11 protein-coding genes are annotated in these 15,874 nt (G+C 66.1%); 6 read left to right on the top strand and 5 right to left on the bottom strand.

The features are described 5' to 3' along the window. Positions 1-44 precede the first annotated feature (44 nt). On the top strand, positions 45-1,175 hold the full coding sequence (locus BMY67_RS01495; protein WP_092767626.1) for a glycosyltransferase family 4 protein: 1,131 nt from the start codon (positions 45-47) through the stop codon (positions 1,173-1,175). Positions 1,176-1,228: 53 nt separating this feature from the next. After that, a complete protein-coding gene (rfbC, locus tag BMY67_RS01490) occupies positions 1,229-1,771 on the top strand; it encodes a dTDP-4-dehydrorhamnose 3,5-epimerase (protein ID WP_092767624.1) in 543 nt (180 codons plus the stop codon). Between the two features lie 172 nt (positions 1,772-1,943). Here rfbC and BMY67_RS01485 read toward each other — a convergent pair whose 3' ends face one another. After that, positions 1,944-3,245 (bottom strand): UDP-N-acetylmuramoyl-tripeptide--D-alanyl-D-alanine ligase, encoded by a 1,302-nt coding sequence (locus BMY67_RS01485; protein WP_092767621.1) that lies wholly within the window; start codon positions 3,243-3,245, stop codon positions 1,944-1,946. A gap of 42 nt (positions 3,246-3,287) precedes the next feature. Between BMY67_RS01485 and BMY67_RS01480 the strand changes: the two genes are divergently transcribed. Then, a complete protein-coding gene (locus tag BMY67_RS01480; RefSeq protein ID WP_092767619.1) occupies positions 3,288-5,627 on the top strand; it encodes a T9SS type A sorting domain-containing protein in 2,340 nt (779 codons plus the stop codon). 99 nt (positions 5,628-5,726) lie between these two features. Here BMY67_RS01480 and BMY67_RS01475 read toward each other — a convergent pair whose 3' ends face one another. The 3 genes from BMY67_RS01475 to msrA all read right to left on the bottom strand — a co-directional run bounded on the left by BMY67_RS01475 (position 5,727) and on the right by msrA (position 8,839). Further along, complete coding sequence (locus BMY67_RS01475; RefSeq protein WP_092767617.1) at positions 5,727-6,509, bottom strand: amidohydrolase; 783 nt, start codon at positions 6,507-6,509, stop codon at positions 5,727-5,729. 68 nt (positions 6,510-6,577) lie between these two features. After that, positions 6,578-7,747, bottom strand: coding sequence for a methionine aminotransferase (locus BMY67_RS01470; RefSeq protein ID WP_092767615.1), 1,170 nt, complete (start codon positions 7,745-7,747; stop codon positions 6,578-6,580). A gap of 396 nt (positions 7,748-8,143) precedes the next feature. After that, positions 8,144-8,839 carry a peptide-methionine (S)-S-oxide reductase MsrA gene (gene msrA / locus BMY67_RS01465; RefSeq protein ID WP_092767613.1) on the bottom strand — a complete coding sequence of 232 codons (696 nt, stop codon included), beginning with the start codon at positions 8,837-8,839 and terminating at the stop codon, positions 8,144-8,146. Between the two features lie 195 nt (positions 8,840-9,034). Here msrA and BMY67_RS01460 point away from each other — a divergent pair, with 195 nt between their 5' ends. Next, positions 9,035-11,908, top strand: coding sequence for a TolB-like translocation protein (locus tag BMY67_RS01460; RefSeq protein WP_092767611.1), 2,874 nt, complete (start codon positions 9,035-9,037; stop codon positions 11,906-11,908). Between the two features lie 128 nt (positions 11,909-12,036). On the opposite strand, the gene BMY67_RS01455 is transcribed toward BMY67_RS01460, so the two are convergent. Next, positions 12,037-12,438 (bottom strand): META domain-containing protein, encoded by a 402-nt coding sequence (locus BMY67_RS01455; protein WP_177189641.1) that lies wholly within the window; start codon positions 12,436-12,438, stop codon positions 12,037-12,039. A 185-nt stretch (positions 12,439-12,623) separates the two neighbouring features. Here BMY67_RS01455 and BMY67_RS01450 point away from each other — a divergent pair, with 185 nt between their 5' ends. Both BMY67_RS01450 and BMY67_RS01445 read left to right on the top strand, forming a co-directional pair. Then, a complete protein-coding gene (locus BMY67_RS01450) occupies positions 12,624-15,200 on the top strand; it encodes a TonB-dependent receptor plug domain-containing protein (RefSeq protein WP_177189640.1) in 2,577 nt (858 codons plus the stop codon). An 81-nt stretch (positions 15,201-15,281) separates the two neighbouring features. Continuing rightward, entirely contained in the window at positions 15,282-15,773 is a 492-nt protein-coding gene (locus tag BMY67_RS01445) for a DUF2141 domain-containing protein (protein ID WP_092767606.1), read from the top strand. The last annotated feature ends 101 nt before the right edge of the window (positions 15,774-15,874 follow it).

Here is a 15,874-nt window from a genome sequence, read left to right as displayed (position 1 = left end):
CCGGCCGCGTACCTTTGCGCTCCTCCCCTATCCCCGAGCCCCGAATGCGCGTCGCCATCGTTATCAATACCGCCTGGAACATCTGGAATTTCCGCCGCAGCCTGGTGCAGGCCCTGCAGGCTGCCGGCCACGAGGTGCTGGCCATAGCGCCGCCCGACGCCTACTCGGCCCGGCTGGAAACCGAGCTGGGCTGCCGCTTTGTGCCCATTCTGATGGAAAACAAGGGAACCAACCCGCTCCAGGACGCCGCCCTCACCCGCCGCTTCTACCAGCTCTATAAGCGCGAGCAGCCCGACGTGGTGCTGCACTACACCATCAAGCCCAACATTTACGGCACGCTGGCCGCCCGGCTGGCGGGCATTCCGAGCGTCAACAACGTCTCGGGCCTGGGCACGGTGTTTATCGTGAAAAACCTGGTGAGCAAGGTGGCCCTGGGCCTCTATAAGTTTGCGTTTCAGTTTCCGAAGCGCGTGTTTTTTCAGAACGGCGACGACCGGCAGCTGTTCGTGAACAACGGGCTGGTAGATGCTGCCAAAACCGACCTGCTGCCCGGCTCCGGCGTGGACATCCAGCGTTTCCGGCCGGCGCCGGAGTTCCGGCGCAATACGCCGTTCGTGTTCCTGATGATTGCGCGGGTGCTCTACGAAAAGGGGGTGGAGGAGTACTTCGAGGCGGCCCGGCTGGTGCGCGAGGCCGTGCCCGGCACGCGGGTGCAGCTGCTGGGCGGCATTGATGAAAGCGGCGGCGTAGGTGTGAAGCGGGCCCTGTTCGAGCAGTGGCTCACCGCCGGCCACGTTGAGTACCTGGGCACCTCCGACAACGTGGCCGAGTTGCTGGCCCAGGCCGACTGCGTGGTGCTGCCCTCTTACCGCGAAGGCACGCCCAAAACCCTGCTCGAAGCAGCGGCCATGGGCAAACCCATCGTAACGACCGACGTGCCCGGCTGCCGCGAAACCGTGGTGGATGGCCATAACGGCCTGCTCTGCCAGGTGCGCGACGCCGCCGATCTGGCCGCCAAAATGCTGCAGGTCCTGCGCCTGCCCGATGCCGAGCTGGAGCAGATGGGCCACGCCGGCCGCGAGCTGGCCGTAACCCGGTTCGACGAGCAAATTGTGCTCGACAAGTACCTGGCTGTGGTGTATGAGGTCGGAAAAAACCGCGCCGGCCGTCGCTAAATCCCGCTAACTTGCGGGCTGAAAGCGGCCATTGTTAGCAAAAACAGCCCTATATGGAGTTTACTTACTTTGATATTCCGGACGTTGTTGAGATTCAGCCCCGGGTGTTTGGGGATGCCCGCGGGGCCTTTTTCGAGTCGTTCAGCGCCGAAAAGATGGCCGCGGCCGGTATTGTGGGCGACTGGGTGCAGGATAACCAGTCGCGCTCCGACCGGGGCGTGGTGCGGGGCCTGCATTTCCAGCAGCCGCCCCATGCCCAGGCCAAGCTGGTGCGCGTAGCCGCCGGCCGGGCCCTCGACGTTATCGTGGACATCCGCCGCGACTCGCCCACTTACGGGCAGCACCTGTCGGTGGTGCTCGACGCCGAGCGGTTCAACATGCTCTACGTGCCCGTTGGCTTCGCCCACGGCTTCACGGCCCTCGAAGACGGCACGCTCTTCCTCTACAAGTGCACCGACTACTACGCCCCGCACTCGGAGGGCGGCCTGCTCTGGAACGACCCCACCCTGAACATCGACTGGGGTGTCACCAACCCCACCATCTCAGCCAAAGACCAGGTTCTGCCCACACTGGCCGAGTTCAGGAGTCCCTTCTGATCACGGATTAGCGCGGATTTTAGCGGATTTCACGGATTTTGTAGTCGGCGCGACTAGCATGTTCTATTGGCCGTGCCATCCTTAAAAATACCAAGGCCACCTCAGTTGAGGTGGCCTTTTTTAATCGTCTACAAAATCCGTGAAATCTGCTAAAATCCGTGCTAATCCGTGATCAGAGCAGCTCCACCAGGGTTTCCAGGCCCATGCCGCGGGAGCCTTTTACGAGGATCTGGCGGGCCGTGAGGGGATTTTCGCGCAGCCAGACCGCCGCCTCGGCCTTGGAGGGGAAGTGCAGCATGCTGGAGTCGAGGGCGGCGGCCTGGGCCAGCTCGGGGCCGATGAGGATGACCGTACCGAAGGGCAGGCCCTGCACCAGCTGCCCCAGCGACCGGTGCTCGGCGGCGCTGTCGTCGCCCAGCTCGAACATGTCGCCGAGGATAACCACTTTGGCGGCGGGGTTGCCGGGGCGGGCGGCAAAGCTGCTGAGGGCGGCGGCCATGCTGCTGGGGTTGGCGTTGTAGGCGTCGAGCACCAGCTCGTTGCGGCCGGTGCGCAGTTGCTGCGAGCGGTTATTATCGGGCTCGTAAGCGGCCAGCGCCTGGGCAATAGCGGCGGCGGGCACCCCGAAATGGGCGCCTACCGCGGCCGCGGCGGCCAGGTTGGGGAAGTTATAGCCCCCCGTAATCCTGGCATCGACCACTTGGCCGTCGAACAACTCCAGAATGACCTCGGGCGCGGCGCTGAGCAGCTGGGCCGGATACGTATCGGTGGGGCCGGGGTAGGTTACGCGCTCGGCTACCGGCGCGGCCAGGCCGGGCAGGCGGGCGTCGAGCGTGTTCACAAAGGCTGTGCCGCCTACCTGGGCCAGAAACTGGAACAGCTCGCCCTTTCCCTTGGCAATGCCCTCCACCCCGCCGAAGCCTTCGAGGTGGGCTTTGCCGATGTTGGTGATGAGGCCGTGGGTGGGCTCGGCCAGCTGGCACAGCAGCGCAATTTCGCCCTGATGGTTGGCCCCCATCTCGATGATGGCCAGCTGGTGTTCGCCCGGCCGGATGCTGAGCAGCGTGAGCGGAACCCCGATGTGGTTGTTGAGGTTGCCCCTGGTGTACTGCACCCGCAGCCGCTGGCTGAGGACGGCCTGCACCAGCTCCTTGGTGGTGGTTTTGCCATTAGAGCCCGTAATGGCCAGCACGGGCACAATCAGCTGGCGGCGGTGGTGCAGGGCCAGCTGCTGCAGCGCCGCCAGCGGGTCGGGGGCGTAGGTGTAGCGGGCGGGGTCGGTGGCCACCAGCGCCGCATCGTCGACCACGGCGTAGCGGGCGCCCTTGGCCAGGGCCTGGGGCGCGAAGTCGCGGCCCCGGAAATTGGGGCCGTTGAGGGCGAAAAACAACGTGCCGTCCTGGGGCTGGCGCGTGTCGGTGCTGACGGCCGAAGATTGCTGGAAGCGGGCGTAGAGGGCCGCGAGGTCTGCCATGCGGTTTGTACCTAATTTTAGAAGCTAAACGAAATTCCGCCCATGACTATTTCCTTCACGAGCAACGGTAGCCGGCTGCTGGCGCTGGCAGCGCTGCTGCTGGCCGGCACACAACCGGCCCTGGCCCAGCAGGCGGCCGGGTTCGGCTTTGAGTTCCGGCCGGTGGCAAAAGTAGTGCAGGCCGGCGACACGCTGCGCCAAGCCTGGGCCGGCGGCCTCAATTCGCCCCAGTTCTCCAACCTAGACCTCAACGCCGACCAGCAGCCCGACCTGGTGGTGTTCGACCGCATCAGCCACCGGCTGCTGCCGTTTCTGAGCGTGGCGGCGGCCGGCGGCGGCCGCACCTGGCTGTTTGCCCCCGAGTACGCCGCCCTGTTTCCCAACGATTTACAGAGCTGGGTGCTGCTACGCGACTACGACTGCGACGGCCGCCCCGACCTGTTCACGGCCGACCAATCGGGCAGCAATATCCGCGTGTTTCGTAACGAGCCCGACGCGCTGGGCCGGCCTGGTTTCCGGCTCATTACCAACGCCCTCTCGTATTTCGCTCCCGGCATCGGCAACATCAACATAGCGGTGGGCGGCGAGAATATGCCCGCCATTGCCGACGTAGACGGCGACGGCCGCCTCGATGTAATAACCACCGAGTTCGGCACCAACACGCCCAGCCTGTACTACTACCGCAACACCAGCACCGCGGCCTGCGGGGGCCTGAGCTTCGCGCTGGGTTCCGATTACTGGGGCGGCGTGCGCATCTGCGGCTACGGCTGCGGCGGCTTCACCTTCGCCCCCGACCAGTGCCGGCCGGCCGGCCCGGGCGAGTCCGGGCGGCCCACCCACGCCACCGGCTACAACCTGACGGTGTTCGACGTGGACGGCGACGGCCGCGCCGACCTGCTGACCGGCCGCTCGAACTGCGCCGAACTAACGGTGCTGCGCAACGAGGGCACCGCCCAGCTGGCCCGGTTTACGGCGGCCGGCCTGAACGCGCCCGCCCCCTTCAACGGGCAACCCCCGCGGGTGCCCAACCTGCCGGCCGCCTACTCCGCCGACGTCGACTTCGACGGCCTTCCCGATCTGCTGCTGGCCCCCAACCTGTTCGACAACCGCGACAACAACGACACGGTGGACACCCGCAACGCGGTGCAGCTCTACCGCAACACCGGCGCGGCCACCGGCCCGAAACTGACCCGCGCGCCGGCCGGCTTCCTGCACGCCGACATGCTGGACGTGGGCGAGCAGGCTGCCCCCACCTTTGCCGACCTCGACGGCGACGGGCTACCCGATATGCTGGTCGGGGGCCTTGGTCGTCCCGATGGCGGCGGGGCTTTCCGGGCCGTGCTGAGCTATTACCGCAACGTGGGCACCCGCCAAAAACCCGTTTTCCAGCTGATTGATGCCGATTACCTGGGCTTGAGCCGCTACAAGCTGGCGGCACTGCGGCCGGTGCTGGCCGACCTCAACGAAGATGGCCGCCCCGACCTGCTGTACTCGTCCTTCAGCCTGCGGGGCGGGGGCGGCTCGCTGCGCTACGTGCTGAACACGGCCGCCGCCGGGCAGCTCGCCGCCTTCAGCCCGGAGGCCGCCGTGGAGCTGCCCAACCTGCCCAACCAGCGCTACACCATGCCCGCCGTAGCTGACGTAGACGGCGACGGCCACCCCGATTTGCTGCTGGGCGTAACCAACAACTCGACGGCCTTCCCCGGCGGGCCGCTGCGCTACTACCGCAACTCCGGCACCGGCGAGCTAAGCCAGCGCTTCCGCCTTGAAAACAACGACTACGGCCAGTTGCGCAACCCCGACGGCTCGCTGCCCGGCTTCCTGAGCCCGGTAGTGGCCGATTTCGACCGCGACGGCCGCCCCGACCTGCTTACGGCCGCCACCGATGGCAGCATCCGCCTCTTTGCTGACCTGCGCGCCCAGCCGGCCGTTTTTGCGGGCCGCAGCAACCTGCTCTTCAACCCGCTCAGCCAGCAGCTGGAGGCGGCCCGCTGGGGCGGCTCGTTTGATATGCGCCTGGTGCCCGCCGCCGCCGACGTGAACGGCGACGGGGTGCCGGAACTGTTTCTGGGCCAGGAAACCGGTGGCATCAGCTCCTTCGTGGGTCGCGGCGGCCTGGTGACTGCAAACCAGCCGCCGGCGGCCCTTACCGGCCCCGAGGTGCGCGTGTTCCCCAACCCCGCCACCGCCCGGACTACCGTGGAAGCCAACGAACCGGTGCGCCTGACGGTGCTCGACCTGCTGGGCCGCACGGTGCGCCCCCAAACGGGCGCGGCCCGCGTGCATCAGGTGTCGGTAGCCGGCCTGGCCGCGGGCGTGTACCTGGTGCGCTGCCAGAACGAAGCCGGCGCCGTGCGGGTACGGCGGCTGACGGTGCAGTAGCGAATGAGTGACCCGGTGAATGAGGGAAATGAGTGCCATGACAGAACTACAGTCCCCACTCACCAGTCCACTCCTTCACCGGGGCACTTATCCACAACTTCAGGCACTCATCTCAAACCCATCCGCGTCGTGCAGGGCGGGGAAGCGCTGGCGGAACTCCAGCAGGTCGTCGCGGCGCAGGGTGCGGGTGATGTTGGTGGCCTGGTTGCCAACTTCGACCAGATAATCGCCGCGCATATCAATCAGGGCCGAGTCGCCGGCGTAGTCGGTGCCGTTGTCGTCGCGGCCGATGCGGTTGACGCCCACCGTGTAGGCTACGTTCTCGATGGCGCGGGCCCGCAGCAGCGTCGTCCAGGCGGTGCGGCGGGCGGCGGGCCAGTTGGCGGTGTACAGCAGCAGGTCGTAGGGCGCGGCCGGGTCGTTGCGGCTCCAGACGGGAAAGCGCAGATCGTAGCACACCAGCGGGCAGATGCGCCAGCCCCGCCACTCCTCGATAAGGCGCGCCGTGCCGGCCTCGTACACCTCGTGCTCGCCAGCCATGGTAAAGCGGTGGCGCTTGTCGTAGTGGCTCCACGAGCCGTCGGGGCGCACCCACAGCAGGCGGTTGAAGTACTGGCCGGCCTCCTCCACCATCAGGCTGCCGGTTACGGCGGCATCGAGAGTGGCGGCCAGCTGCCGCATCCAGGCCAGCGTGGGGCCATCGGTGGGTTCGGCTAGCCCGCGTGGCTTCATGCTGAAACCAGTCGTGAACATTTCGGGCAGCACCAGCAGGTCGGTGGGCACCGAAATGGTGCCGGCCTGGCGTTCCAGGTTTTGCCGGTTGGCTTCCGGCTCGTGCCAGTGCAGGCTGGTCTGGATGAAGGAAACGGTAAGGTTGGACAAGGCAGCAGGCGGTTTAGGGGTCTGAGCTAAACATAGTCTAAAATAACCGAACCCACCGCCGTAGTGGTTCAGCCAAACGCCTTCAGGTTGGTCAGGCGGGCGGCGGCGGCCCGTAGCGTGGCTTCGGTTTTGGCAAAGCAGAAGCGCACCAGCTGCGCGTCGTGGCCATCGTGGTAGAAGGCCGACAGCGGCACCACGGCCACGCCGCTTTCCTGGGTGAGCCGGCGCGTAAACGTCAGATCGTCGAGGCCCGGGGCCAGGTTACGGAAGCCGGCCACCTGGAAGTAGCCGCCCCCGGAGGGCAGCAGTTCGAAGCCGGTGGGCGCCAGCAGCTCGCGCAGCAAGTCGCGCTTCTGCTGGTAGAAAGCGGGCAGGTTTTCGTAGAGCGCGGCATCGGGCAGCACGTCGGCCAGCGCGTGCTGGGTGGGCGTACTCACGCTGAAGGTGATGAACTGGTGCACCCGCCGCAGCTCGGCCGTGAGGGCCGGTGGAGCCAGGCAGTAGCCCACCTTCCAGCCGGTGGCGTGGTAGGTTTTGCCAAACGACGAGAGCACGAAGGCCCGCGCCCGCAGCTCGGGGTGGGCCGAAACGCTGGTGTGCGCTACTCCATCGAACACCATGTGCTCGTACACTTCATCACTCAGCAGCAGCGTGTCGGTGTCGCGCAGCAGGCCGGCCAGCGCGTCGAGGTCGGCGGCCGACAGCACGGCGCCGGTGGGGTTGTGGGGCGAGTTGATGAGCACCAGCCGGGTACGCGGCGAGAGGGCCGCCGCCACCCGGTCCCAGTCGGGCCGGAAATCGGGCGCAGACAGGGGCACGTACACCGGCACGCCGCCCTGCAGGCGCACGGCGGGGGCGTACAAATCGTAGGCCGGCTCCAGCAGCAGCACCTCGTCGCCGGGGCGCACCACGGCGGCCATTACGGCGTACAGGCCCTCGGTGGCCCCGCTGGTGATGGTAATTTCGGTGGCCGGATCGGGGGTGTAGCCGTAGCGGTGGGCCGTTTGCTGGCTGATGGCCTCGCGCAGCCGCGGCAGGCCGGGCATGGGCGCGTACTGCTGGTGGCCGGGCGTGAGCACGTGGCGGGCCAGCGCCTCCAGCAGCGGTTGGGGCGGGTCGTAATCAGGAAACCCCTGGGCTAGGTTGATGGCGCCGTACTCCTGGGCCAGCTGGGTCATCACCGAAAAGATGCTCGTGCCCACATCGGGCAGTTTGGAGGCGAAGGCGGGGGTGGGCATAGCGGGCGGGTTGTGGGGGAAGTAGGCAGCGTGTTGAAATACCCGAATTGCGGGCTAAAGCTAAAGCTAGCTCCCCTCCTTGGAAAGGAGGGGTTGGGGGTGGTTGAGGCTGCTAGAACAGTTTTTAGAACTAGTTTCTAGCTGTTGTTCAATGACAATCAACCACCCCCAGCCCCTCCTTTCCAAGGAGGGGAGCTAGCTCTAGCTTTAGCCCGCAAATTGGATTAAACCGAATAAAACAAAACGTCATTCTGAGCAGCACCAAGAATCTCGCGGGCCAAAGTAAACCCTAACGTAAGGAATTACTTTGGCCCGCGAGATTCTTCGACTACGGCTCCGCCTTCACTCAGAATGACGGGCTGGTTTGTCAGTCAGGGCTTTGTTTCACCCTCAACCCTACAGCGGGTTCTTCAGCAGCTCCGGGAATTTATGACGAAACTTCTCCACTTTGGGCGTGGAGACGCTCTGCACGTAGCCCTCTTCGGGGTGCAGGCGGAAGTAGCCCTGGTGGTAGCCCTCGGCGGGCCAGAACTTTTCGAAGGGCACGACCTGCGTGACGATGGGGTTGCTGTACTGCTTGCTGGCGTTTACCCGGGCAATGGCGTCGTCGATGACTTTTTTCTCGGCGGGGGTGCGGTAGAAGGCAATGGAGCGGTACTGCGCGCCGGCGTCGGGGCCCTGGCGGTTAAGCGTGGTGGGGTCGTGGGCGGCGCGGAAGAACACGTCGACCAGCGTGGCGTAGCTCACCACCTTGGGGTCGTAGTATATCTGGATGGACTCGGCGTGGCCGGTTTCGCCGCGGCCCACCTGCTCGTAGGTGGGGTTGGCCTCGGGGCTGCCGCTGTAGCCGGATACCACGGCTTTCACGCCCTTTATTTCCTCAAACGTTTCCTCGGTGCACCAGAAGCAGCCCCCGGCAAAGTCGGCCGTGGCCAGGCCCGTCATGTCGGCGGGCGCGGGGCCGGCCGTGGAGCGGATTACGGGGCCGCCCTGGGCGGTGGCGGCTTTCTGGGCTTCGGCGGGCCGTTCGGAGCAGGCGCTCAGCAGCAGAATGCAGACGGCGGCAAGGCCGTTTTTCAGTAGATTGGTCATGTGTACAAAGACAAAAAGCGGGGGCAGAAAGTTTGCGGCCGGGCCGCACCGCGCCTACATACGCGGCCCGGCCCGAGCCGGACGTAGCGCCTCGGCTTGCATTCGGGCCGGCCGGGTGGTTTCTTCGTTCGGCCGCTGACCTCCCCCCCGGCCCACGCCACCAGCACAACCAATCATTCCCTCCTGATTTCACCTATGCGCCTGCTCCTTCCCACTGCGCTGGCGCTGCTGGCCGCCGCGTCTGCTTCTGCCCAAACGCTGCTGCCCATCGCGCAGCAGGTAGCGGCGCGGGTGCGCTGGTACGAGGTGCGCACGCCCCACTTCCGGGTGGTGTACCCCGCGGGGTTCGATGAGCGGGCCCGGCGCACGGCCCAGCGGCTGGAGCAGGTGCACACGCCGGCCGCCGCCTCGCTCGGGGCCGCCGCCCGGCCCGTGACGGTGGTGCTGCAAACCCGCACGACCGTGGGCAACGGCTTCGTGACGCTGCTGCCGCGCCACTCCGAGTTCTTCACCACCTTCCCCCAGGACCCTTACCTGACGGGCACCCTCGACTGGCTCGACCAGCTGACGGTGCACGAGTACCGCCACGTGGTGCAGTTCGATAAGGCCCACCGGGGCGTGGGGCAGCTGGGCTACCTGCTGGGCGGTTTCGGCGGGCTGGGCCTGACGACGCTGGGCGTGCCCGACTGGTTTGCCGAGGGCGACGCCGTGGGCACCGAAACGGCGCTTACCCGGAGCGGACGGGGGCGGATTCCCAACTTCGGGGCCTACTACCGGGCCAATTTGCTGGCCGGCCGGCGCTACAGTTACGCCGAGGCTACGGGCGGCTCGTTCCGCCACTACGTGCCCAACCACTACGTGCTGGGCTACTACCTCAGCACCCGCCTCAAACGCACGGCCGGCCCCACCGCCTGGGGTCAGGTACTCGATAATTACTACGATTTCCCGGTTTACCCCTTCTCGTTTTCCGACAAGCTGCGCCGCCTGACGGGCCTGCGCACCGACGACCTGTACGCGCAAACCACCCGGGAGCTCGACAGCCTCTGGCGCGCCCGGCAAACCGGCCGAACCCTGACGCCGGCCCGCGACTTTCCGGTGGCCGCCACCGGCAAGGTGTTCACCGAGTACCAGTATCCGCAGTACCTGACCGACAGCACGGTACTGGCCCTCAAGAGCGGGCTGGGCCACACGCCCCAGCTGGTAGAGCTGGGGCGGGGCCAACCTGAGCGTACCCGGCTGGTGCTGGGCCTGCACCACAACCCCGAGCAGCTGTCGGTGGGCGGCGGCAAGGCGGCGTGGCTGGAGTTTCGCAACGACCCGCGCTGGCAGCAGCAGGTGTACTCCGAGCTGCGGGTGCTCGATCTGGCTTCCGGCCGCCTCAGCCGCCCTGGCCGCCGCACCCACTACACGGCCGCCGTACTCTCGCCCGACGGGAGCCGACTGCTGGCCGTGAGCACCGACTCAGCCTACCAGCACCGCCTGCACCTGCTCGATACCGAAACCGGCCGGGTACTGCGCACCTACGCAAACCCCGCCAACGAGCCCTACCTGCACCCGCGCTTCGGGGCCGATGGAGGTACGGCGGCCGTGGTGCGGCTGGAGGCAGCCGGCAAGCGCCTGGAGTTGCTGGATGTAGCCACCGGCGAGGCCCGCATTGTGCTGCCAGCCGCCAACGACAACATTTCGCACCCCCAGCCGGGCCCGGGGTACGTACTGTTCAACTCGCCCCGCAACGGCCAGGATGAAGTGTACGCCGTACAGACCAGTACCGGCGCGGTGCAGCAGGTAACCAGCCGGCCGGTGGGCAGCTACCACGCCGCCATCAGCCCCGACGGCCAGCGGCTGGCCTTCCACGAAATCAGGGCCCAGGGCAGCCGGGTAGTCGAAATGCCGCTACGTCCTGCCGCCTGGCCGGCTGCTCTTTCTGCTGGCCCAGCCGTCATTCCGCCCACCGATTTGTATGCCGACGAGCTGACGGCCCGCGAGCCAGGCGCGGCCACCGTGGGCCCGGTACTGCCCCTGGATTCGGTGGCCGGGCCCGCGCTGGTTGCGCGCCGCTACCGCCGCCTGCCCCACGCGCCCAACCTCTACGGCTGGGGCCTGGTGCAGAGCCCCGACGGCCGCGGCCTCAGCCTCGGGCTGCGGGCCCAGGACGTGCTGAGCACCACCCAGGCCGTGGCGGGCCTGGGCTACGACGGCACCGAGCGCACCGGCCGCGTGTTTGCCGATGTCAGCTACCAGGGGCTGGGGCCGGTACTGGATTTGGGGGTGGAGCACGGCGGCCGGCGGGCGAGCCTACTGCTGCCCAACGGCGGCGGCGTGCAGGAGGACCGTTGGAATTACACCCGCCTGAGCGTAGGCAGCCGCCTGCCGCTGGTGCTCACGACTTCCAAAATGCTGACTTCGCTCACGGTGGGCGCGTTTTATCAGCTGGAGCAAACGCAGGGCTACGAGCTGCCGGCCCGCTATACCAACGAAGTGGGCCGGCAGCCGCTTCACGCGCTGCTGGGCACCGTCAGCTTCAGCCGCACACTGCGCCAGAGCTACCGCGACGTGGCCCCGCGCGGGGGCCAGAGCCTGCTGCTTACCGGCCGCGACACGCCCTTCGGCACGGGGCTGCGGGCCCGGCAGCTGGCCGCCCAGGGCAGTCTATTTCTGCCCGGCCTTGGGCTGCACCATGCCCTGCGACTGCGGGCGGGCTACCAATTCCAGCAGCAGCGCGAGTACCGGTTTGGGGCCGCTGTTTTCTACCCCCGGGGCCTGCCCTACCTCAGCTTCGACCACCTCACATCGCTCAGCGGCGAGTACCGCCTGCCCCTGTCCGACGTGCACTGGCAGCTCACGCGCCTGCTCTACGTGCAGCGCCTCAAGGCCAACGTTTTCCTCGACTACGTGCGGGGCGAGTCGGGCCCGCGGCACGGCAGCTACCACTCCACCGGCCTCGACGTATCGGCCGTCTTCAACCCGCTGCGCCTGCGCACGCCGCTGGAAGTAGGATTGCGGACCGTGTACAACTCGTACTACGGCGCCTGGGAAGTGCAGCCGCTGGTGCTCAATATAGGGTTTTAATTGAGGTGTTAGGGCCTTAGGGGTTAGGGCTTACCGCAACCTGAAATTTGCGCTGGATACCGTTCAATCGTGGCTCGTGGCACCAAACCCGACTGGCATCTAAGCTCTAACGCCTAAGTCCCTACGCTCTACTTCACCTCAAACACCAGCAGCGGCTGGGAGTGCTCCGAATCGTAGAGCTGGAGGTGGCGGTGACTGATGGTGTAGCGCCGGACCTGAGGCAACAGATCGAGGTAGCGCGTTTCCTGCAGTTGCTCGGAGCAGGTTGCGCGCGTACTGGCCTGGTCCGAAAAGGTAAGGTACGAGGTGCCGGCCACCAGCATAAAACGCCCCCCGTATTGATTACACCAGGCCTGGCCCGCACTAAGGTTGTCGACTGAGCTCAGGGTAAGGCTGGCTGCCCCATTGCCTGCCGGGGCCGGTTTGCCGGCTAGTTCAGTGAGCTGCCAGGGCTGGTCGAGCAGGTACAGGGGCGCGGGCATGGGCTCCTGGTCTTTGGAGCAGCTACCGAGCAGCAGGCTGGCAGACAAAAGCAAAGTAGCGGGCAACCAGCAGGGCATTTTCACAGGCGATGTGGAGATGTAGTATAACTGAGGAGGCATATTTCTTTCAGGATTGAATAATGGCAGAAAAAGTTGCACCTGGCTACTTGTCTGGCCGAATATTTGTAATTTTTAGGCAAAATAGTTCCTTTTTGCTGTTATTCTCCTCTGTTATGATTGATAGTTACTTACGCCGCGCCGTGGGCGTAGCTGGCCTGCTGGTGGCCGCGCTGGCTGCCGGGCTAACAGCCAGCGGCTTTCGGCCCCTGCCCGACCCAACCCTGCTGGCCCGCCGCCTGGCTGATTTTTACCGCAGCGCCCAGCCCGAAGTCAGCTACCTGCACCTGGACCAGGATGCTTACGCGGCCGGCGAAACCATGTGGTTCAAGGCTTACCTACTCGATTCGCACGCCCATCAGCCCGACTCGCTGAGCAAGGTGCTCTACGTCGACCTGGTGGCCCCCGACCGGCGGATACTCTTCAAGCGCACCCTGGCCCTGACCGATGGGCAGGTGGCCGGCGACATCATTCTGCCCGATACGCTGAGTTCGGGCGTGTACACTGTGCGGGCCTACACCAGCTGGATGCGCAATGCCGGCGGAGGGCTGTTCTTCACGCGCCGGGTGCCCGTCTGGCAGGCCTCAGCCCCGGTCAGCACCAGCACCGAGCCGTCGGCCCTACGCCAGGCCCAGCTGGCCCGCCAGGCCAGCCGCGCCCTCATTGCCGCCACCAAACCCGACGTGCAGTTCTTTCCCGAAGGCGGCGACTACGTGGCCGGCCTGCAAACCACAGTGGGCGTGAAGGCCGTAGAAGCCAGCGGCCGCGGCCTGGCGCTAGCCGGTGTCGTAATGGATGGCAACAAGCAGGAAGTAGCCCGTTTCCAGACGCCGGTGCTGGGCATGAGCTCGTTTGGCTTTACGCCCCAGGCCGGGCAGGAATACGAAGCCCGCGTGACGCTGCCCGACGGCTCGACGGGCACGTATCCGTTGCCAGCTGTTAAAGCAAGCGGCTGGGTGCTGAATGTGCGCGAAGTGGGCAACGAGTTCCGGGTGTTTGTGCGCTACCAGCCTCCGGCCGGGGCCCCGGCCGCCCCCGCGCCCCTGCAACTGCTGGCCCACGTGCGGGGCCGGCCCGTGTATGCGGGCCAGGGCCAGATAAGCCCCGGCCAAACGTTCCAGGCCAACATTGCCACGACCAACGCCCCGGCGGGGCTGCTGCACATTACCCTGTTCGACGGCACCAACATGGCCCAGGCCGAGCGCTTGGTGTTCGTGGCCGAAACCAAGCCCCTGCAAGTGCACCTCCGCCCCGACAAGGCCACGTATGCCCCCCGCGAGCGGGTTAGCCTGGAGGTTGTGGTGAGCACGGCCGATGGCCGCCCCGCCCCGGCGGAGCTCTCGGTAGCCGTGGCCGGCATAAACGGGCTGCCCACCGAAGCCGGCGACCTGACCAACGTACGGGCCCATCTGCTGCTGACTTCGGAGCTGAGCGGTTACGTGGAGAACCCGGCCTTTTACTTCCAGCCCGGCACACCCGCCCGCCAGCGCGCCCTCGACGATTTGCTGCTCACCCAGGGCTGGAGCCGGTTTGTTTGGCAGCAGGTGCTGGGCGAGCCGGGTGCAGTGGCGGCCGGCTACCGCTTTCCGCTCGAGCGCACGCTCACGCTCGGCGGCCGGCTGGTGCGCGGCAGCGACAAGCCCGTGCCCAACGGCGAGCTGACCCTGTTTCTGGACCAGCAGAAAGGTGAAAAGAAAGATCAGCGGAAAGATATTCTTATAAGCCAGGCCGATGCCAACGCCAACTTCCTGTTCGTGGGTTTTCCGGGCCTCGACTCGACCAGGGTGCTGTTGCAGGCCCGCACGCCCAAGGGCAGCAGCAACGTGCTGCTGCAACTCAACGAGTGGTGGCCCCGCCCGGCCCCGGCCAGCTGGCACCCGCCGACTCCGTTGTCGCCCGCGGTGCTGGCCTCGCCGCCGGTGGTGGCCTACGGGGCCCGCAGCAGCCGCCAGCAGCAGCTGGAACGCATATACCGCCCCGATTCCACCAGTGGCATCGTGCTACGCAACGTGGACATTACGGGCAAGAACCCCGACGATGAACCCTTTTCACTGCATAAAGGACTGACCACCTCGGTATTGCGCACCAGCGACATACCGGGCGCCAATGGCTACCGCAATGTTTTTGAACTCATGCAGGGGCGTCTGCCTGGGGTGGGAGTACTCAATAACGGTACTACGTACAACGTGGTCGTCAGGGGCATGTCCACTATTACGGGCAAAAGGCAGCCGCTGTATCTGCTCAACGGGCTGGAACTGCCCGATGGCGAAGCACTGCTGAGCATTCCGGTGTCAGAAATTGAGCGAATAGAGGTCCTTAAATATGCCGGGGCTGCTATGTATGGCGTGCGCGGGGCCAATGGCGTAATTGCCGTGTATACCAAACGCGGCTCCGGCGACTACTCCGATGTGCCCGCCGCCGGGGTAGCCGTGCGCCAGCTGCCGGCTTACTACCGGGCCCGCGAGTTCTATGCCCCGCACTATGATGCCGGCCGTAAGGCAGACAAGCCCGACCCGCGCGCCACTACGCTCTACTGGCAGCCCCGCCTGACGGTGCCCGCCTCGGGCCGCGCCCGCATCAGTTTTTACGCCGCCGACCAGGCCGGCGCCTTCCGCGCTTCCATCGAGGGTGTGAGCCTGGCCGGCCAGCCGGCTACGGCCGAGGCGCTACTCACAGTAGCCGGCCAGCCCTGAGGTTCCTTGCGGGACGAATGTTTTTGGCGGGCAGGTTGTTAGGGCCGGACAACTGACACCTTCCCTCCTATCCGCTTCTCTATGCACCTGCTGTTTCCGCTCCTGAGCCTGCTTTACACCGCCCCGCAGCCCTTAGCGGCCGCTCCTGCCACGCGGCCGGCTGCTTTTGCAGATGTGGATCGGGCCCGCGTACCGTCGGAAAACAACCTTGCGGTTACGGTGGTAGTGTCGGCGCTGGCTTCGGAGAGTTCGGCCGTGAAGCTGTACTTCTACAATGTGCGCGAAACGTTTCTGGTGCCCAAGGGCTACGCATTTATGCGGGTAGTGAAGCCCGGGGGCCAGCGCCAGGTGCGCCTGCCGGTGCAGTTGCCGCCCGGCGAGTGGGCCGTGGCCATCACCCAGGATTTGAACAACAACGATAAGGTGGATAAAAATATGCTCGGCATTCCCACCGAGCCCTTCGCCTTCTCCAACAACGTGCGCCCCCGCCTGGCCCCGCCGGCCTTCGACGACTGCAAGTTCCTGGTTCGTGAGGCGGGCCAGGTGGTTAGTATCCAGCTGCTCAAAAAGTAGCCTGGTAATGGCCGCGACATGGCCGGCAGAGGGCCGCGTATAAACCTTTTGGGGTCCGGCTGGCTTATAGCTGATTCTTGCGTTATTACTTTTCCACTGCC

The organism is Hymenobacter actinosclerus (assembly GCF_900111515.1).
Lineage (GTDB): Bacteria > Bacteroidota > Bacteroidia > Cytophagales > Hymenobacteraceae > Hymenobacter > Hymenobacter actinosclerus.
The sequence above is the reverse complement of the archived record's forward strand: the minus strand, read 5'-3'. Positions and strand labels throughout refer to the sequence as shown.

Coding starts and splice junctions, on each gene's coding strand:
- msrA (WP_092767613.1), bottom strand. CDS start 8,839: ATGACCAATCTACTGAAAAACGGCCTTGCCGCCGTCTGCATTCTGCTG.
- BMY67_RS01480 (WP_092767619.1), top strand. CDS start 3,288: ATGACTATTTCCTTCACGAGCAACGGTAGCCGGCTGCTGGCGCTGGCA.
- BMY67_RS01445 (WP_092767606.1), top strand. CDS start 15,282: ATGCACCTGCTGTTTCCGCTCCTGAGCCTGCTTTACACCGCCCCGCAG.
- BMY67_RS01470 (WP_092767615.1), bottom strand. CDS start 7,747: ATGCCCACCCCCGCCTTCGCCTCCAAACTGCCCGATGTGGGCACGAGC.
- rfbC (WP_092767624.1), top strand. CDS start 1,229: ATGGAGTTTACTTACTTTGATATTCCGGACGTTGTTGAGATTCAGCCC.
- BMY67_RS01450 (WP_177189640.1), top strand. CDS start 12,624: ATGATTGATAGTTACTTACGCCGCGCCGTGGGCGTAGCTGGCCTGCTG.
- BMY67_RS01495 (WP_092767626.1), top strand. CDS start 45: ATGCGCGTCGCCATCGTTATCAATACCGCCTGGAACATCTGGAATTTC.
- BMY67_RS01460 (WP_092767611.1), top strand. CDS start 9,035: ATGCGCCTGCTCCTTCCCACTGCGCTGGCGCTGCTGGCCGCCGCGTCT.
- BMY67_RS01485 (WP_092767621.1), bottom strand. CDS start 3,245: ATGGCAGACCTCGCGGCCCTCTACGCCCGCTTCCAGCAATCTTCGGCC.